Origin of the sequence: Rahnella sp. RFA10(1/100) (assembly GCF_004195115.1) — a bacterium.
In the GTDB taxonomy this organism is placed as follows: domain Bacteria; phylum Pseudomonadota; class Gammaproteobacteria; order Enterobacterales; family Enterobacteriaceae; genus Rahnella; species Rahnella perminowiae.
In genome coordinates this window covers 612,040-630,319 of sequence record NZ_SEWR01000003.1, presented here as the reverse complement: position 1 = coordinate 630,319, position 18,280 = coordinate 612,040, and the positions used below count along the sequence as shown (strand labels likewise).

Below are 18,280 nucleotides of genomic sequence, written 5' to 3'. Positions count from 1 at the left end.
CCGTGATCAGCGTCTTCGATATTTTCAAAATTGGTATTGGTCCATCCAGTTCGCATACTGTTGGTCCGATGAAAGCCGGGAAAATATTCACTGATGAGCTTATCTCTTCAGGTTATATAACCCAAACGACCCGCGTGGCGGTTGATGTTTACGGGTCATTATCATTGACCGGTAAAGGACACCATACTGATCTGGCTATCATTATGGGGCTGGCGGGTAATATGCCGGATGATGTAGACATCGATGCGATCCCGGCGTTTATCCGTCAGGTAGAAAATACCGGACGTCTGATGCTGGGCAAGGGCGTAAAAGAAGTGGATTTTCCGGCCGGTTCAGGCATGAATTTCCATTCCGGCAATCTGCCGTTGCATGAAAATGGTATGAAAATCAGCGCATTCAGCGGTGATGAACTGCTGTATACGCAAACTTATTATTCTGTCGGCGGTGGCTTTATTGTCGAAGCCAGCAAGTTTGGTGTGCAGGATGAAAATCCGGTGCTGCGTCCGTATCCGTTCCGCTCGGCCAGCGATTTGCAGAAACATTGTACGGACACCGGTCTGTCATTGTCGGCACTGATGCTGCAAAACGAACTGGCGGGGCATACACGCACAGAAATCAGCGATCACTTTGCGGCCATCTGGAATGTGATGAGCGAAGGCATTACGCGCGGTATCCATACCGAAGGTTTGCTGCCGGGGCCGATGAAAATCAACCGCCGTGCTGCCGCGCTGCGCCGCATCCTGGTAACGCAGGATAAAAATAATGTCGATCCGATGGGCGTCGTGGACTGGATCAATATGTACGCGATGGCGGTTAACGAAGAAAATGCGGCGGGCGGCCGTGTGGTTACTGCTCCCACCAACGGCGCGTGCGGCATCATCCCTGCCGTGCTGACATATTATGATCAGTTTATCCGCCCGGTCAGTCCTGACTCTTACAGCCGTTTCTTCCTGGCTTCCGGCGCGGTCGGCATTCTGTTCAAAATGAATGCGTCGATTTCCGGTGCGGAGGTGGGCTGTCAGGGTGAGGTCGGCGTGGCCTGTTCGATGGCGGCGGCAGGCCTGACAGAACTGCTGGGCGGCAGCACCGCGCAGGTATTTATGGCGGCAGAAATCGCGATGGAACATCACCTCGGGCTGACCTGCGATCCGCTGGCCGGGCAGGTTCAGGTGCCATGCATCGAGCGCAACGCCATTTCGGCCGTGAAAGCGGTCAATGCATCACGTATGGCATTACGCCGCACCAGCGAACCGCGTGTGTGTCTCGATAAAGTCATCGAAACCATGTACGAAACCGGCAAGGACATGAACTCGAAATACCGTGAAACCTCGACAGGAGGTCTGGCGATTAAAGTTCTCGCCTGCAATTGATTTCTTTTCTCATCCTTTCCTAAAAGGCGGGAAACCGCCTTTCTCGTCTCCTTCCTGATTTTTGTCCTGTGCTATGTTTTCAGATACCTGCATTACGCAGAGGTATGTTTTTTCTGCCTCACAACACCTGGAAAACAGTTAAAAGGAAAGGTTCGGTATGTCTAAATTCTTCATGAATGACCGCAAGACTCTGATTAACGATGTTATCGAAGGGGTGATCCTGACCTCTCCCTATAAAAACCTGGCAAAACTGGATATCGATCCGGCCATCCGTGTGGTCGTACGGCGTGACTGGGATAAGAAAAAGGTTGCACTGATTTCAGGGGGTGGCTCGGGTCATGAACCGGCGCATGTGGGGTTTGTTGGCAAAGGCATGCTCACGGCGGCAGTGTGCGGCGAAGTGTTTGCTTCCCCGAGCGTGGACGCCGTGCTGAATGCGATTGTGGCGGTCACCGGTAAAGCCGGCTGTTTGCTGATCGTCAAAAATTATACCGGCGACCGTCTGAACTTTGGTCTGGCTGCTGAGAAAGCGAAAGGCATGGGCTATGACGTCGAGCTGGTGATGGTCTCCGACGACATTTCCCTGCCGGACAACAAGCAGCCGCGCGGCATCGCCGGGACGGCGCTGGTGCATAAAATTGCCGGTTACGCGGCTGAGCAGGGCAAATCTCTGAAAGAGGTCGCCAAAATTGCTCAGCAGGCGATTGATGCCACTGCCAGTATCGGTGTTGCGGCGGCGGGGTGCAGCCTGCCAGCTGGCGGTGAAGATGAGGAAGAACAACGTATCGAATCCGGCCACGTTGAGCTGGGCTTAGGCATTCACGGCGAACCGGGTGTGTCGACCCTGAAAACCCAGAACAGCAAAAAAGTGGTGGATACGCTGGTTGGTAAGCTTGCGGAACACGTGAAAAAAAGCGACAAGCTGGCGGTACTGATCAATAACCTCGGTGGCGTTTCTCCGCTCGAGATGAATCAGATCACCAAAGAACTGGTGCATTCGGCGCTGGGCAGTTCGATCCGTTATCTTATTGGCCCGGCATCGCTGGTCAGTGCGCTGGATATGAAAGGTTTCTCGCTGTCGGTAATTGCCCTTAAAGGCGGTATTGAAGAAGCCCTGCTGGCAGAAGTGGAAGCGTCCGGCTGGCAGCCTCTGGTGAAGCTGGAAAAACTGGCGACCAAAAAAGGCAAGAAAATCAGCGATAAAAAAGCGGTGAAAGCGTCTTCGAACGCGCAGGTCGGCAAAATCGTTGAAACCATTACTCAGACACTGTCTGATCTGGAAGATGAGCTGAATAAACTTGATGCCAAAGTCGGTGACGGTGATACCGGTTCGACCTTTGCCACCGGCGCGCGTGATATTCAGAAAGAAAACAAAGGCAATAAATTACCACTGAACAATGTGGCCGATCTTCTGAGCGTAGTCGGTGATCGTCTGGCGACCGTGATGGGAGGATCCAGCGGTGTGCTGATGTCGATCTTCTTTACCGCCGCCGGTAAGAAAGTCGGCGAGGGTGAAAAATTACCGAAAGCGCTGTTGTTCGGCCTCGAACGCATGAAGCATTACGGCGGGGCTGATCTCGGCGATCGCACGATGATCGACGCACTGCAACCGGCGCTGGAAGCCCTTGGCAAAAAAGATGCGCTGAAAGGGGCGGCTAAAGCGGCGGCTAAAGGGGCCAAAGACACGGCCAGCATGAAGAAAGCCAATGCCGGGCGTTCTTCTTATCTCAGCAGCAACAGCCTGAAAGGGGTGAAAGATCCCGGCGCGGTGGCCGTTGAAAAAGTGTTTGAGGCGCTGGCGAAGAAATAAGATTTACGCCAGCAAAAGAAGAAAGGCCTGCGGGAAACCGGCAGGCCTTTTTATTATTCTCAGCCCTTTGAAATCAATGTCCGACCGGCCAGCGATCCAGCGTGATATTGCGCTCCGGTGCTTTCGCCACGAAATCTGACAGCACCGCTTTCACATCAGGGTCGATATAACCGACATTCTCACGTTCGACACGGACCACGCTGTTATCGGGGATTTCCGCCAGCAGGCTCTGTAAACGCGGGTTATGCAGGAACGTCAGGTTTTGGTGAAAACGCATCACATAATGATTTTCGTCGCGTGTAAGCTGCATCGCATTGTGATGGCTTTTGTAGGTGCTCGACAGCAACTGCGCGAGCAACCCGATGCCGATCCCGGCCAGCATACCGAAGAGCAGAATACCCGCCAGCGTGGCGATAAACGGCAAAAACTGCGGCAGGCCAAGCCGCCACTGGGTCAGGAAAAGTGCCGGTGAGGCCAGTTTATAGCCGGTATACAGCAGCACCGCTGCCAGACAGGCCAGCGGAATGGTGTTAAGCATATCGCTGAAAAACATGCCGCACAAAAGCAATAACACACCGTGAAGCAGGATCGATACCTTACTGCGCGCGCCGGTATTCACATTCACCGAACTGCGTACGATCACAGCGGTGATCGGCATGCCGCCGAGAAATCCGCTGATCAGATTCCCGATCCCTTGCGCGCGCATTTCTTTATCGGGCGAAGGCGCGGGTGTTTGCTCTTTCAGCTTCTTCAGCGCTTCCTGGCTAAGCAGCGTTTCCAGGCTGGCGACCAGCGCCAATGTCGCGGCAATCACATAAATCTGCGGATTGTTCCACGCGCTCCAGTTCGGTTTTTCCAGCTGCGAGGTCACTTCATCTACGCTGTCGAATTTCGGCAGCGCAATACGCGGCATGGCCTGTATCGAATCCGGTACGATACGGTCACCGAAAATCACCGCCAGGCTTCCCCACAATACCGCCACCAGCGGGCCGGGCACATAAGTCATCAGCTTGATGCGCTTAAACGGCGGCGTCGTCCATAGCCACAAAATCAGCAATGCCACAGCCGGGACGATCAACGCTGTGGGCGACAAACTGAAGGCCGGATCGCTGAAAATGCCGCGTAATCCCTCTTCTCCCTGATAGCCCAGTGCGACCGGGATCTGCTGCATGATCAGTAAAATACCGATCGCTGCCAGCATGCCCTGGATCACCGAACCAGGGATCAGCGAGACAAAGCGTCCGGCTTTAATGATCCCAAAGACGATTTGCAGAACGCCCGCCAGCATCAGCGCCAGCAACAGAGAGGAAAAGGATCCGAGTGTTTCCATCGCGCCAACCACAATCGTCACCAGCCCGGCAGCCGGTCCGCTGACTGCAAAACGCGACGGACTGAGCAGGGTGACGATCACGCCGCCGATAACGCCGGTCAGCAGGCCGACAAAAGGTGGCAATCCGCTGGCCTGCGCAATGCCAAGACTCAGCGGCAGCGCAACCAGAAACACGACAATCCCGGCCGGGATATCGTAACGCAGAAAATTCATGTTCAGATTTTCAGGGGATTTCATCGTCATGAAGCGCTCTCCACTGCGTATGAGGGGGTGAGGACGGGGCGTGGGAATAATGCGGTCACAATAGGCTTCTCTCTGTCAGGGGGCGGCGAAAATGCGCGATGGCCCGGTGGCGGTCAACGTCTAAAGTTAGAAATTCTTTAGTTACGATTTGAAGCTTTCTGATGCACTTTCTAACATGGTAGTCGGCAATTCCGCATAAGGAAAATCTTAGAGTGTTGCGGTGGTGATCACGGAAAATGGGATTTACGGCCTGAAAAGCTTGATCTGACGCATGACAAACCCACTTGTCGCAGCAGCCGTTTTTTCGCCCAAGTATAATCTCCGGCCTTGATTTTCTGGCTGCGAAATCACGATGTATTAGCCGTGCTTAAGCAAAATTCCTCTTTTTTCAGCGAAAACTCTTTATGCCAATCAGCCTGATCCAACCCGAACGCACCCTGTTTTCTTATCCGCGCTACTGGGCCGAATGCTACGGCACGGCACCGTTTTTCCCGATGAGCCGGGCGGAAATGGATGAACTTGGCTGGGACAGCTGTGACGTGATCGTGGTGACCGGCGATGCGTATGTCGATCATCCGAGTTTCGGCATGGCGATCATTGGCCGCATGCTGGAAGCGCAAGGTTTTCGTGTCGGGATCATTGCGCAGCCGGACTGGAGCAACAAAGAGGATTTCATGCGGCTCGGGAAGCCGAATCTGTTTTACGGCGTGACCGCCGGCAATATGGATTCGATGATCAACCGCTATACTGCCGACCGGAAATTGCGTCATGACGATGCCTATACGCCAGGTAACGTGGGCGGTAAACGTCCCGATCGCGCCACGCTGGTCTACACCCAGCGCTGTAAAGAAGCCTACAGCGATGTCCCGGTTTTGCTCGGCGGTATCGAAGCCAGCCTGCGTCGTATCGCACATTACGATTACTGGTCCGATACCGTGCGCCGCTCGGTGCTGGTGGATTCCAAAGCGGACATGCTGATTTACGGCAATGGTGAAAGGCCGCTGGTGGAAGTGGCGCACCGCCTGGCCGCGGGGGAATCCATCAGTGACATTCATGATGTGCGTAACACCGCCGTGATGCGCAAAACGGCGCTGACCGGCTGGAGCGGTGTCGATTCCACACGCCTTGATAAACCGGGGCGCATTGAGCCGATCATGAACCCGTACGGTGAGGATCTGCCGTGTTCAGAAGGGGAATTACCTGCGCCGGATGCCCCGCAGCCGGTAACGGTGCGCGCGCCAAAGCCGAAACCGTGGGAGAAAACCTACGTTCTGCTGCCGTCATTTGAAAAAGTGAAGGGCGATAAAGTGCTGTACGCGCATACTTCGCGCATTCTGCATCACGAAACCAACCCCGGCTGTGCGCGTGCGCTGATGCAAAAACACGGCGACCGCTATGTGTGGATCAATCCACCGGCTATCCCGCTGTCTACCGAAGAAATGGACGATGTATTTGGCCTGCCGTTCCAGCGCGTACCCCATCCGTCTTACGGCAAGGCGAAAATTCCGGCATATGACATGATCCGTTTCTCGATCAATATTATGCGTGGCTGTTACGGCGGTTGTGCGTTTTGTTCGATCACCGAACATGAAGGGCGGATCATTCAGAGCCGCTCTGAAGCGTCGATCGTCCGGGAAATAGAAGAGATCCGCGACAATGTTCCGGGATTCACCGGTGTGATTTCCGATCTGGGTGGCCCGACCGCCAACATGTATATGCTGCGCTGTCAGTCGCCGAAAGCGGAGCAAAGTTGTCGCCGCGCGTCCTGTGTGTATCCGGAAATTTGTACACACATGGACACTAACCATGAGCCGACGATCAACCTTTACCGCCGTACGCGCAGTCTGAAGGGGATCAAGAAAATCCTGATCGCGTCAGGCGTACGTTATGATCTGGCGGTGGAAGATCCGCGTTATATCAAAGAGCTGGCCGAGCATCACGTGGGCGGGTATCTGAAGATCGCGCCGGAACATACCGAAACCGGGCCGTTGTCCAAAATGATGAAACCGGGGATGGGCAGTTATTACCGGTTCAAAGAGCTGTTTGACAGTTATTCGAAACAGGCCGGGAAAGAGCAATATCTGATCCCGTATTTCATTTCTGCGCATCCGGGCACACGCACTGAAGACATGATCAATCTGGCGCTGTGGCTGAAGAAAAATCGTTTCCGGCTGGATCAGGTGCAGAATTTTTATCCGTCGCCGCTCGCCAGTGCCACCACTATGTATTACAGCGGTAAGAATCCGCTCGGCAAAGTGGATTATAAAAGTGAAGATGTGGTCGTGCCGAAAGGCGATCGTCAGCGGCGGTTGCATAAAGCCTTACTACGCTATCACGATCCGGTGAACTGGCCGGTGATCCGTGAGGCACTGACTGCGATGGGTATGCGCCGCCTGATAGGGATTCGCCCTGATTGTCTGGTGCCCCCGGACGGTTTTGATCCGCAATTTGCGGCCTCACGTTCAGGCAAAGCGAAACCGGCTGCCACACGTTTTACCCCCGCAAAAACGCAAAATCCGGCGGCCGCAAAAGCAAAACCCGCCGGACAGAGGGTTAATCGAGGTAAAAGACCGGTTTAAGGTCGTTGCTGACCGGACTGTTATCGGCATTGGCAGGCATTACGTCTGCCATATGCTTCCACCATTTCTGGCATATTTCCGTTTTCGCCACCGCGTTCCATCTTTCTTCTGATTCAATTTCCACATAGCCAAACAGCAGATTACGTTTTTCATCGAGGAAAATGCTGTAGTGATGCGCCCCGTGGGCTTTCAGGGTTTCCGCCAGTTCCGGCCAGATTGGCGAGTGTCGGCGCTGATATTCATCGTGTGCATTTGCATTAACCTGCATCACGAAGGATTTACGGATCATATTTTCTCCTGTTGGGTAACGTCCCCCTGCGAAGGGGAGGAGTAAAGAAATGACAACTGCTTTCTTCCCCTTCACAGAGGCAGAAGCTAAAAACTACATGGCTTTCAGATACAACTCGCGCACTTCTTCACGGGTTGCGGTGCGCGGATTGCACGGCGCACATGGGTCAGCGAGAGCCTTGTCGAGCCAGCCTTCGATATCCGCTTCACAAATGCCCAGTTCTTTGAAACCGGAAGGGATCCCCACACGGGTGGACAATTGGCGAATAGCGTCAATGGCCGCAATACTGGCCTGCGTTTCGCTGATACCTTGCGTCTGTACGCCCATCGCGCGGGCAATGTCGGCAAAGCGGTGAGGCGCACTCGCGCGGTTAAACGCTTCGACGACCGGCAGCAGGATCGCATTACAGACGCCGTGCGGCAGATTATGTGTCGCGCCAGGCTGATGCGCCAGTGCGTGAACCAGCCCCAAACCTGCGCTGTTAAATGCCATACCGGCCAGATATTGCCCCTGCGCCATTTTCTCGCGGGCTTCGATATCATCGCCGTGATCGACGGCTTTTGGCAGCCATTGCGTGATCGTTGAAATCGCGGCAAGTGCTGTCGGGTCAGTCAGCGGATGCGCGCCGACGGAAACATAGGCTTCGATGGCGTGGGTCAGCGCATCCATGCCGGTCGCGGCGGTGACACTGGCCGGAATTTTGAGCATCACTGCCGGATCGTCCACGGCGATATCCGGGATCAGACTGGTGTCGATGATCACTTCTTTCACCTGACGCTGGCTGTCGATGATCACCGCATTACTGGTGAGTTCTGCCGCTGTGCCTGCCGTAGTATTAATCGCCACCAGAAAGACACCCGGTTTACTGACTTTGCCGATACCGGAATACAGGGTGGCAGGGCCCGGATTGGCGGTCAGAATTTTGATGCCTTTTGCGGTATCAATCGGGCTGCCGCCACCGAAAGCAATCAGATAATCGCACTGGTTTTCCTGATACAGACGGAAGCCTTCATCAACATGGGCGGAGGTTGGATTCGGCACTACGCCGCCGTAAATGGCATAAGGCAGTCCGGCCTGTTTGAGTGCGGAGAATAAATTGTCGAGCAGACCCAGTTCGATTAACTGACCATCGGTCACGATAAGGGCTTTACCCTGTGGTTTAGTCGCCAGCATTGCAACCATATCTTCGATTGCGCCCTGACCGTGGAGGCTGATTTTAGGTAAGGCCAACATGAAACTCATAAAAATTCCCTCTATAGAGTAAGTAAAATAGGTGTTCTGCTGCCTGCTGCTCCGGGGTCTTTGCCATTTCCTGCTACGGGGAACATCCGCTGTCCCCCGTGCATGATTTATGATGTCAGGAGCATAAAGTGCCTGATCAGGCTTTTAATGCGGCCTCGAAAGGTGTGACTTCAAAACGTTTGCCGAGGGCAATCAGCTCTTCAGTCTGGATAGTTTGTTTCATCCCCCCCATGGAAATCACTTTCACCAGGATCTCCGCTGATTTTTCGGCGGTGTCGATCAGGCCAAAAGCGTCGTCCAGCGTCGGGCCGCAACCGAAGATACCGTGGAACGCCCACAGCACCAGGCTGTGATGTTGCATCCGGTCGGAAGTCGCTGCTCCGATACCATCGGTGCCCGGCACCATCCACGGTACAATCCCCACGCCGTCGGGGAAGACCACCAGACATTCCGTGCTGCATTCCCACAATTTGCGGGTGATCTTGGCGCTGTCGAGTTCAAGCACGTACGTCAGTGCGATCAGGTTGGTCGCATGGCAGTGCATGATGACGCGATCCTGACCGTTGGTGACACGTTTACGTACGGCATGAGATTGCAGATGGGAGGCCAGCTCCGAAGTTGGCAAGCCGCCTGCGGTCAGACCCCACAGGATTTTGTAACTGGCACCTTTATCATCGAGCTGAATAACGGTCAGCGCTTCTGACGGGGCCAGTTGCACATTACGGAAAAACTTACCGGAGCCGGTCACGATGAAATATTCGTTGGCCAGATCGGGCGCGTGCTGAGTCAGCTCAACCTGACGTGGCTGCGCGTAAAAATCATTTATATAAGGTGCGACGTCTTCCGGTAACAGACGCATGCTGACGTTGCCGCCGTTACGTTCATCCCAGCCTTTCAGCCACATATCGGTGGTCGCCTTGACCATACCTTGTACAAACCACGAGCTAAATAATGTTTTCATCGGTGCTTTCCTGCGAATAAGGTGAATGCGTTTCTGGTGTGTTCAGCGGCACTTAACGTTTTGCCAGCACGCTGGTTTCGTAATGACGAATGGTATCCAGCCACTGACCGCCAACCGGTACGTCGTGACGCTGGCAATACATGTCCCATACGGCCTGCCACGGCAGGGATTTTTGTTCTTCCAGCAGGGCCAGACGCGCGGTGTAATCGCCTTCTGCTTCCAGCTGTTTCAGTAAACTGGTTGGTTCGAGCAGGGCTTTCAGCAGGGCTTTTTTCATATTGCGGGTGCCGATAACCCAGGCTGCGATGCGGTTGATCGAAGCATCGAAGAAATCCAGGCCGATATGCACGCGGTTGAACAGATTATGGCGCACGATTTCGCTGGCGATGGCTTGTGTCTCGTCGTCCAGCAGCACCACGTGATCGCTGTCCCAGCGTACCGGACGGCTGACGTGCAGCAGCAGGCGGGGCACATATAGCATCGCCGCAGAGATTTTGTCGGAAATCACTTCGGTTGGATGGAAGTGACCGGCATCGAGGCACAGCGCAGTGCCGCGACTGGCAGCGTAACCGAGATAGAATTCGTTTGAGCCGACGGTGTAGCTTTCAGAACCGATGCCAAACAGTTTGCTTTCGACGGCATCGATGTGTTCGGTGATATCAAACTTCTCAGAAATCACTTCATCAAGTGCGCTCATCAGGCGCTGGCGCGGTGCCAGACGGTCTACGGTGATGTCTTTCATGCCATCCGGCACCCAGATATTCATCACTGACGGTGTGCCCAGTGCACGGCCAAACGAGGCGGAAATGCGGCGGCTGGCCTGGCAATGTTCAATCCAGAACTGACGAATTTCCGGGTTCGCGTGTGACAACGTGAAGCCGTCTGCGCTCATCGGGTGTGAGAAACAAGACGGGTTGAAGTCCAGACCCAGTTTGTTTTTCTTCGCCCAGTCAACCCAGCCGGTGAAGTGCTTCGGCTCGATTTCATTACGGGCTACGGGTTGATCGGACTCCAGATAAATCGCATGCAGATTCAGACGGTTAGGGCCGGGTATCATGGAAACTGCCAGTTCCAGATCAGCGCGGAGTTGCTGAGCGTTACGCGCTTTGCCGGGATAATTACCGGTCGCCTGAATGCCGCCGGTCAGGCTGCCTTCAGGGTTTTCGAAGCCAGCGACATCATCCCCCTGCCAGCAATGGATAGAAACGGGCAGGGTATCAAGTTGTCTGATTGCAGCTTCGGCATCAATACCCAGCTGTGCAAAGCGTTCTTTGGCAAGTGTCCATGCTTGATCGATAGATGAAGTCATACTGCGAGTTCCTCATTGGCGTGACAGAGCGCCTGAAAGCGGCGCCAGTGAATAGCGAAATCCGCGTGAATACGGGGAAGGTAATGGTGTTGCTCAAAATTCGTGGCAACAATGCGACGAAATTCAGCGGTATCGTTGACGGCGTTCAGCGCCATCAGCTGGCAACCGATATTGCCCAGCGTTGAGGCCTCGACCGGGCCTGCGCTGACGCGTACCTGACAGACATCAGCACAAAGCTGGTTCAGGAACTGGTTCTGGCTGCCGCCGCCAACGATATGGATATCTTCCAGCGGTGCCCCTTGTAACTGAGCAAGTTGCAATGCAATTTTGCGGTACAGCATGGCAAGGCTGTCGAAAATACAGCGAGCCAGTTCAGCCGGGGACTCCGGTACCGGATCACCCGTTTGACGGCAGGCATCACGAATGGCAGCGACCATGGAGGGAGGATTGATAAAGCGATCTTCATTCGGGTTAATCAGATAAGTGAACGGCGTGACGTTTTTAGCCAGCGTGATGAGTGACGGTAAATCCTGGATGTTCAGTTCGCGGCAAACCCGCTGAAACAACCATAATCCCATGATATTTCTTAATACACGATAGCTGCCATCAATGCCGCCTTCGTTAGTGATATTGTCGTGAAGTGCCTCAGCATGGTTAAAGGCTTGCGGGCTTTCAATGCCCATCAGCGACCAGGTGCCGGAACTGAGGTAGGCGCTGTGTGAACGGGTCAGCGGGGCGGCAACCACCGCGCTGGCAGTATCGTGCGTCGCGACGCTGAATACCGGCACGCTGCGGCCGCGGGGGCTTTTCCACACTCCCCGGGAATGACCCGGCTGGGTGGGTTTTTGTAACCAGCGGCGTGGTACACCCGCCAGTTTCAGCAAGTCTTCGTCCCAGTCACCGGTGGCGAGATTGAGCATTTGCGTGGTGCTGGCGTTGGTGTATTCCCAGTTCAGTTTGCCGGTGAGGCGGTAAAAGAAATAATCCGGGATCATCAGCATGTGAGCCGCTTTATTGACGATGTCAGGCTGCTGTTCGCTCAATGCACGCAGTTGGTAAAGTGTATTAAACGGCATGAACTGGATGCCGGTTTTCTGGTACAAATTTTCACGGCCAAATTGCTGTTCCACCCGCGCCATCACGCCTTCCGTGCGGTTGTCACGATAAGCAACCGGCAAACCGACCCGCTGCCCCTGAGCATCAAGCAGGACGTAATCCACCCCCCAGGTATCAATCCCGATACCGTCAAGCTGAACACCGGACGCATCAAGGCGATTCAGCCCTTCAAGAATGTGTTTTTCCAGCGCATCAAGGTCCCAGGTATCGTGACCATCAACGCGGATCAGGTTATTAGGAAACCGGTGGATTTCTTTCAATGTCAGCGTTGCTGCCGGATCGGGATCCTGACGGGTAAATGTCGCCAGCATCACCCGGCCGCTGGAAGCGCCGAGGTCAATAGCGGCAAGATGGTGAGTTGTCATAGCGGCCATTCCTTATCGAAGATATGGCCAGTGTAGGAGGAGCGCCTGAAAGGCACCTTCCGGTGATTGCCACCGGTTTTGGCAGGATGGCAGCATTAAAAAGGTAGATGCGAGGCAGATCACATAATGCTCCAAAGCTGGCTGAAACAGGGCTATCCGCAGCTGAGTAATGCGGCATAAGCGATTGTGATCTTTGCCGCAGATCTGCATCAGGGCAGAGGGAATCTTTGAAATATGACCGTTTATGATGCTTTTACTGCCGTGGTTTGAAGGCAGGAAAGCAGGCCGCAGGGTAGGGTTGTTCCCCGAAGCACAGTGATTTTGAACCGGAGGTGATACATGACGTTACTGAGAGGTGATGATTATTTTGCGGCGCCTGAGCTGACCGTGACGGTTGAGCGCCGGCTCCCACAAGATGTATTCCCGGAGCACTACCATGATTTCCATGAAATTATGCTGGTGGAAAGCGGATCAGGTGTGCATATCTTTAACGACAACCCTTATACACTGACGGCCGGTGCGGTCTGTTTCGTGCGAGCCAGTGATCATCATCTGTTTGAAAATGTTGATAACTTACGTCTGACCAATGTGTTGTTCCGCTCACCAAAGGCGTTCCGTTTCATTCAGGACGTCAGCCACTTCCTTCCTCAGGAACATCACTATCAGTCGCAGATCCACTGGCAGCTCAGCCCGTGTGTACTTTCACAGGTGCTGAACTGCATTACACAACTTGAAGCACTGCCGGACAGCGTTGAAATGGAACATATCGCGACCCGTGAAAGTCTGTTTTTACAATTGCTGATCCTGCTTTATCAGGATTGTTTCCAGCCACAATTGCGAGATACCTCGGAAAACAGGGTCAATCAACTTTTGCAATGGCTCCAGTCGCATTACAGTGAGGAAGTCAACTGGACCGAAGCTGCAGAACGCTTCTCACTGGCGCTGCGAACATTACATCGTCAGATGAAGCATTACACTGGCATGACGCCGCAGCGGTATCTTAACCGGCTGAGGTTGCTGGAAGCGCGCCGTCGTTTACATCATAGCGATCAAAGCATTACCGATATCGCTTATGCCTGCGGGTTCAGTGACAGTAACCACTTCTCGACACAGTTTCGTCGGGAATTTTCGGTGTCGCCAAAACTCATGCGTGATCAGTTGCGTTAAACGGCACCTCTCGCAGTTTCCGGTATGTTTACCTGAGTACTGCCTCGTTTATTTTGTCGTCAAACGGGTGAGAGATTGCAAATATGTCGTTGAAATTGAATAAAAATGATTTCTTTCTGACCGACATGAATTCGGTGGTGGTGGCTGAACGCCATCCCCAGGCCGACTTTCCGAGTCATGACCATGATTTTGATGAACTGGTTATTGTCTGGCGCGGTAATGGTCTGCATGTCTGGAACGATATCCCTTATCCCATCACCTGCGGTGACCTGTTTTATATTAATTCACGGGACCGGCATAGCTATGAGTCAGTCAACGAACTGGCACTGGATAATGTGCTGTTTTGCCGTGAGCGTTTCGGGCTGGCGGCCGACTGGTCGCAATTATTGCCGGGCGAGAATGTCAGCCAGGAACAACGTTACTGGCGGCTGAGTACGCTTGGCATGTCAGTTTTGCGTGATAAAGTGGATGAGCTTGCTAAAGAGTGTATGAAATCGGAGCCGCTTTCGGTGCAACTGAGCGAAGCCCTGCTGATGCAGCTGGCACTCTTGTTATTACGCTTTCGCCAGCGGCCGGACAGTGGCGCGTTACCGGATGCGCATCAGCTGGATTTATTGCTGATGGCCCTGCGGGCAAATATCGCCGCTCCCTTCCACCTTGAAACGTTTTGCCTGCAACATCAGCTTAATCCGCGTGCTTTACGTTCGCTGTTCAAGCAGCACACCGGCATGAGTGTGACCCATTATTTACGTCAGCTGAGGCTTTGCCGGGCGATGAGTTTGCTGCGTTATGGCAACATGACAATCAGTGATGTGGCCGCTGAATGCGGCTTTGATGACAGTAACTATTTTTCTGTGGTGTTCAGTCGGGCAAGTGGTGTTTCGCCGCGTGACTACCGGCAACGTTTTACACAGCAGGCCGGTAAAATCCTTTTATCCTCAATGACCGCAGAATAAATTCTGCGGTCATTAAGCGATGCAGCGCTTACAGTGCCATACCCAGACCGACAATATTTGCCGCCAGAATAATCACCAGCGCACCGATGCAAAGCACACGTACCGGTTTTTTGCCTACACCGAGCCATTCTTTCAGCACCAGACCGACGATGCCCCCGCACAAGACGTAGAAACTCATGTGCAGCATCCAGCTCATGTAATCATATTCTGCCGGAATGCTGGCATGACCCCAGGCGTAGAAGAAGAACTGCAGATACCACATTACGCCGCCAATAATGGAGAAGATCGCATTCGTAAGCAGCAGGGATTTCGCCACCGACATATCGGCGCGCAAAGAGAGGGTTTTACGTGTTGCCAGACGGATAAAGCAGAAGCCGAGGTTAACTACCGCACCGCCGCCCATGATCACCACATAACTCGGCAGGGCGACATACAGCGGATCAATCCCGAGCGCGCGCGCCGCTTCGTGCATGGGCACTGCAGCGCTCATGGCGAAAGACATCCCCGCAGAGAAAATTCCGCACATTACAGCCAGAATCAGCCCTTTACGCAGATTGAACTCTTCAGCTTTAATACCTAATGCTTTTTCTTTCAGGAAGCCCGCATAGCTGACAATGGCTACACCAATGACCGCAACAAATACGCCGAGCAGGGTGAGCTGGCCACCTAAGGTGCCAAACAGAATGCCAATTTTGCCCTGCAAAACAGGCGTCATTAGCGTCCCGATAATCAGGGTAATGCCAATGGCGATGCCTATCCCCATCGACATGCCGAGATAGCGCATGGTCAGACCGTAATTGATGTTACCGATCCCCCACATGGCGCCAAACAGAAAAACGGGCAACAGAGTGGCAAAACTGAATGAACCGTAATAGGCCCGGAAATCAGGCAATAGCACGTAGCTGACCGCCCAGGGCAGAATGATCCAGGAAAAAAAGCCGCCAAGCGACCACATGGTTTCCCATGACCAATGTTTCACTTGTTTGAATGGCGCATAGAAGCAAGCTGCGCTGGCTGCCCCTATCAGATGCCAGATGATCCCTAACACTATCGAACTGTTCATACACCGGACCTTTTATTATGTAGAGTAATGGGTAAGCAAAAGCGCTGCTGTTAGCTGATCCTGCAGAAATCCGGGCAGCGGGTGGCGGTAGTGTAAGAAGTGTCCGGCAGGGGAGCCTTCCGGTCAGTGCCACCGGAAAATCAGCGCTGGCACTCGCCGGAAGATGCACATGAGTCAGTTCACAAATCCGGTGGTCGAATTAATAATCACATTAAATCAACAAATTAAAGAATTTTATGAGATAGAGAGAGACCGTTTACAGAACAGGCTGAGAACATGCGGGAAGGCGACATAAAGATGTGCTTTAGGATTATTTTTATCTGTCAATATTTCGGGGCAATCGGGGGGCGTGAAGGGCTTATTTAAATAGAATTAAAAAGTTATAAAGTAACAAGGAAGAGTAACATTCATTATTTAAGTCAATTTGTTTACTTTCAGCCAGAACCCTTAATCTGGCCGAAAGTTGAATGCTTATGCAGCGAAACTGAATGGCAGGTTATTTTTATGATGAACCGGCAAAACGCTGAACATCATTCGCAAAAATTATGAACGCTAAATAAGTTGTTAATCGGACATACAAACAATCGTCAGGCTATTTTTTCTTCGACGGTTTGCTGAATCTCTCCGGGTTGATCCCAGGCATAAAATATTTTATTACGACCACTGTTTTTTGCGTTATAGAGTGAGGTATCAGCTTTACCCAGAGCCTGAATAAAGTCACCTTCCTCCAGCGCAGCCAGCCCGGCACTGACCGTGACATGTGTGGAAACTTCAGCATTAAACAAATGCGGGATATTCAGCCCGAGGACTTTATTCTGGATACGCTCAGCCATGCGAACCGCATGCTCCTGCTGAACGTTGGACATCAGCACCAGAAACTCTTCTCCGCCATAACGGACAACCACATCCCGCGAGCGCACTGCATCGCGGATAGCGGCAGAAACACGCACCAGTGCCTGATCGCCCATCGTATGGCCATAGTTATCGTTATAGGCTTTGAAATGGTCGATATCGAGCAACATGACGTAATGCCCGGAGGCCTGATTAAACAGTGTTTCCAGCTTATTCTGTAACCCCCGGCGGTTATACAGGCCGGTCAGGGGATCAAGCATACTCAGGTCGCTGAATTTTTCCCGTTCACTGTAGAGATTGGCCACCATCCTGCGCGTGAATTCGTCACTGCGCCTCAGCATCAGATGATGCAGCCACAGGCCAATCAGTGGTAATGAAACTGAGAAAAGGATACGGCTGACATGTTGAAACTCGTCCAAAAAAATCACACAAAGAGTGGAAGGTACTGCATGCAGACAAAAAGCCAGAAAATTATCTGATAAAGCGATGGCGCTGATAAATAATATACTGAGCAAGCTGATCAAAAGATAATTTTTATCTAAATGGCTGGTTGCTTCAAAGCGGAAGGCTATTTGCCAGGCCCATAACAGGCCGACGGCAATGGAACAGATATTCAGATGGGCAGAGTAATTTTTCTTACTGAAAAAAGAAAATATCAGCCCTGAAAAACAAAGCACAAAAATCAGCACCAACGGTAATGGCGCAGGGGCTGCATTCTCTGGCGGGTAAGCCATAGAAAATAATGCTGTTGCGCTATTTAAAAAAAAGAATAGCAACATCGCCAGACGATGTTTGCTTTTAAGCAGCTCATCATAGGAATGAGATATCATCAAATTTACTCTATTTAGCTTGTGTTGTTCTGAATAGATAAAGTGCTTTAGCGCCTTGCACCGCATAATTATCCTAAACGGGCAGGCTAATAGTACTAATATGTAATTATTAGAATGCAATAAATATCGTTTTTAAGTGACTGTCTTAATGGAGACTTTACGGGTTTGGTTTAACCGCCCCAAAACTAGCACTTTTGCTGTCAGGTGTCACCCAAACGAAGAGCGTGACCGCAAATAGGTGGTAAATGAGAAAAAATCCTATATGATATTGGTTCTCATTATCATTATTTGGAGCAGGGTTATGATTCCGGCAATTGTCATAGCATGTGGGATCTGGGCGGTTGTAGGGATGTTTGGTAAACGTCTCACCAGCGGCTGGGGGATATTATTGCCTTGCGCACTGATGCCGCTGCTTGCCCTGACACATATGTCACTCGATCAGTTGCGTATGCTGATCGTGGTTGCGATGCTGGTCACACTGGGCATGCTTTTTCACCGCACATTACGCCATTATATGTTGCTGCCATCATTCATGGCGCTGGCAGGCAGTCTGGCTGCGGTAACGTTGAATTTTACTATTTTGTAATATAAGGATTTTGAGATGAAAAACAGGAGACACAGTAAAGCTGCCGGTCTTTTTTATTTTTTGAAACTGAAAGAAGTATCGCAGGAAGGAAAAGCTGAGGAGCATAATCACGTGGTGCGAAGAGAGGGACTTGAACCCTCACGTCCGTAAGGACACTAACACCTGAAGCTAGCGCGTCTACCAATTCCGCCACCTTCGCACAGATGATTTCT

General features: G+C 52.5%; 14 protein-coding genes and 1 tRNA gene. 6 read left to right on the top strand and 9 right to left on the bottom strand.

Annotated features, from left to right (window positions below; genetic code table 11):
• Window positions 1-2 precede the first annotated feature (2 nt).
• On the top strand, window positions 3-1,370 hold the full coding sequence (locus ETV65_RS13360) for an L-serine ammonia-lyase (protein ID WP_129953296.1): 1,368 nt from the start codon (window positions 3-5) through the stop codon (window positions 1,368-1,370).
• 157 nt (window positions 1,371-1,527) lie between these two features.
• Window positions 1,528-3,180, top strand: a complete 1,653-nt coding sequence (locus ETV65_RS13355; RefSeq protein WP_129953295.1) for a dihydroxyacetone kinase subunit DhaK — start codon at window positions 1,528-1,530, stop codon at window positions 3,178-3,180.
• Between the two features lie 73 nt (window positions 3,181-3,253).
• Here ETV65_RS13355 and ETV65_RS13350 read toward each other — a convergent pair whose 3' ends face one another.
• A complete protein-coding gene (locus ETV65_RS13350) occupies window positions 3,254-4,729 on the bottom strand; it encodes a solute carrier family 23 protein (RefSeq protein ID WP_129953334.1) in 1,476 nt (491 codons plus the stop codon).
• A 428-nt stretch (window positions 4,730-5,157) separates the two neighbouring features.
• Here ETV65_RS13350 and ETV65_RS13345 point away from each other — a divergent pair, with 428 nt between their 5' ends.
• Window positions 5,158-7,332 (top strand): YgiQ family radical SAM protein, encoded by a 2,175-nt coding sequence (locus ETV65_RS13345; protein WP_129953294.1) that lies wholly within the window; start codon window positions 5,158-5,160, stop codon window positions 7,330-7,332.
• Here ETV65_RS13345 and rhaM read toward each other — a convergent pair.
• From rhaM to rhaB, 5 genes are all read right to left on the bottom strand, one after another.
• Window positions 7,307-7,621, bottom strand: coding sequence for an L-rhamnose mutarotase (rhaM, locus tag ETV65_RS13340; RefSeq protein WP_013577125.1), 315 nt, complete (start codon window positions 7,619-7,621; stop codon window positions 7,307-7,309). The two genes, ETV65_RS13345 and rhaM, sit on opposite strands and share 26 nt — an antisense overlap.
• A gap of 93 nt (window positions 7,622-7,714) precedes the next feature.
• Window positions 7,715-8,863, bottom strand: a complete 1,149-nt coding sequence (gene fucO, locus ETV65_RS13335) for a lactaldehyde reductase (RefSeq protein WP_129953293.1) — start codon at window positions 8,861-8,863, stop codon at window positions 7,715-7,717.
• Between the two features lie 136 nt (window positions 8,864-8,999).
• Window positions 9,000-9,824 (bottom strand): rhamnulose-1-phosphate aldolase, encoded by an 825-nt coding sequence (gene rhaD, locus ETV65_RS13330; RefSeq protein ID WP_129953292.1) that lies wholly within the window; start codon window positions 9,822-9,824, stop codon window positions 9,000-9,002.
• 52 nt (window positions 9,825-9,876) lie between these two features.
• Window positions 9,877-11,133, bottom strand: a complete 1,257-nt coding sequence (locus ETV65_RS13325) for an L-rhamnose isomerase (RefSeq protein WP_129953291.1) — start codon at window positions 11,131-11,133, stop codon at window positions 9,877-9,879.
• On the bottom strand, window positions 11,130-12,614 hold the full coding sequence (gene rhaB, locus ETV65_RS13320; protein WP_129953290.1) for a rhamnulokinase: 1,485 nt from the start codon (window positions 12,612-12,614) through the stop codon (window positions 11,130-11,132). The genes ETV65_RS13325 and rhaB overlap by 4 nt, the downstream gene beginning before the upstream one ends.
• 339 nt (window positions 12,615-12,953) lie before the next feature.
• On the opposite strand from rhaB, the gene rhaS reads away from it, so the two are divergent.
• The gene (rhaS, locus tag ETV65_RS13315; protein ID WP_129953289.1) at window positions 12,954-13,781 is read left to right on the top strand and encodes an HTH-type transcriptional activator RhaS; all 828 of its coding nucleotides are present in this window, start codon (window positions 12,954-12,956) and stop codon (window positions 13,779-13,781) included.
• An 83-nt stretch (window positions 13,782-13,864) separates the two neighbouring features.
• The gene (rhaR, locus tag ETV65_RS13310) at window positions 13,865-14,737 is read left to right on the top strand and encodes an HTH-type transcriptional activator RhaR (RefSeq protein ID WP_129953288.1); all 873 of its coding nucleotides are present in this window, start codon (window positions 13,865-13,867) and stop codon (window positions 14,735-14,737) included.
• Between the two features lie 28 nt (window positions 14,738-14,765).
• On the opposite strand, the gene rhaT is transcribed toward rhaR, so the two are convergent.
• On the bottom strand, window positions 14,766-15,800 hold the full coding sequence (rhaT, locus tag ETV65_RS13305; protein WP_129953287.1) for an L-rhamnose/proton symporter RhaT: 1,035 nt from the start codon (window positions 15,798-15,800) through the stop codon (window positions 14,766-14,768).
• A 587-nt stretch (window positions 15,801-16,387) separates the two neighbouring features.
• On the bottom strand, window positions 16,388-17,482 hold the full coding sequence (locus ETV65_RS13300; RefSeq protein WP_129953286.1) for a GGDEF domain-containing protein: 1,095 nt from the start codon (window positions 17,480-17,482) through the stop codon (window positions 16,388-16,390).
• A gap of 301 nt (window positions 17,483-17,783) precedes the next feature.
• Here ETV65_RS13300 and ETV65_RS13295 point away from each other — a divergent pair, with 301 nt between their 5' ends.
• Entirely contained in the window at window positions 17,784-18,068 is a 285-nt protein-coding gene (locus ETV65_RS13295; RefSeq protein WP_129953285.1) for a DUF1435 domain-containing protein, read from the top strand.
• 112 nt (window positions 18,069-18,180) lie between these two features.
• Here the strand turns inward: ETV65_RS13295 and ETV65_RS13290 are convergent.
• Window positions 18,181-18,267: transfer RNA gene (locus ETV65_RS13290), tRNA-Leu, on the bottom strand.
• Between the last annotated feature and the right edge of the window lie 13 nt (window positions 18,268-18,280).

Excerpts from the sequence above, each read along its gene's own strand:
- ETV65_RS13325 (WP_129953291.1), bottom strand. The coding sequence starts at position 11,133 with ATGACTTCATCTATCGATCAAGCATGGACACTTGCCAAAGAACGCTTT.
- fucO (WP_129953293.1), bottom strand. The coding sequence starts at position 8,863 with ATGAGTTTCATGTTGGCCTTACCTAAAATCAGCCTCCACGGTCAGGGC.
- ETV65_RS13300 (WP_129953286.1), bottom strand. The coding sequence starts at position 17,482 with ATGATATCTCATTCCTATGATGAGCTGCTTAAAAGCAAACATCGTCTG.
- ETV65_RS13345 (WP_129953294.1), top strand. The coding sequence starts at position 5,158 with ATGCCAATCAGCCTGATCCAACCCGAACGCACCCTGTTTTCTTATCCG.
- rhaT (WP_129953287.1), bottom strand. The coding sequence starts at position 15,800 with ATGAACAGTTCGATAGTGTTAGGGATCATCTGGCATCTGATAGGGGCA.
- rhaR (WP_129953288.1), top strand. The coding sequence starts at position 13,865 with ATGTCGTTGAAATTGAATAAAAATGATTTCTTTCTGACCGACATGAAT.
- rhaB (WP_129953290.1), bottom strand. The coding sequence starts at position 12,614 with ATGACAACTCACCATCTTGCCGCTATTGACCTCGGCGCTTCCAGCGGC.
- rhaS (WP_129953289.1), top strand. The coding sequence starts at position 12,954 with ATGACGTTACTGAGAGGTGATGATTATTTTGCGGCGCCTGAGCTGACC.
- rhaD (WP_129953292.1), bottom strand. The coding sequence starts at position 9,824 with ATGAAAACATTATTTAGCTCGTGGTTTGTACAAGGTATGGTCAAGGCG.
- rhaM (WP_013577125.1), bottom strand. The coding sequence starts at position 7,621 with ATGATCCGTAAATCCTTCGTGATGCAGGTTAATGCAAATGCACACGAT.
- ETV65_RS13295 (WP_129953285.1), top strand. The coding sequence starts at position 17,784 with ATGATTCCGGCAATTGTCATAGCATGTGGGATCTGGGCGGTTGTAGGG.
- ETV65_RS13355 (WP_129953295.1), top strand. The coding sequence starts at position 1,528 with ATGTCTAAATTCTTCATGAATGACCGCAAGACTCTGATTAACGATGTT.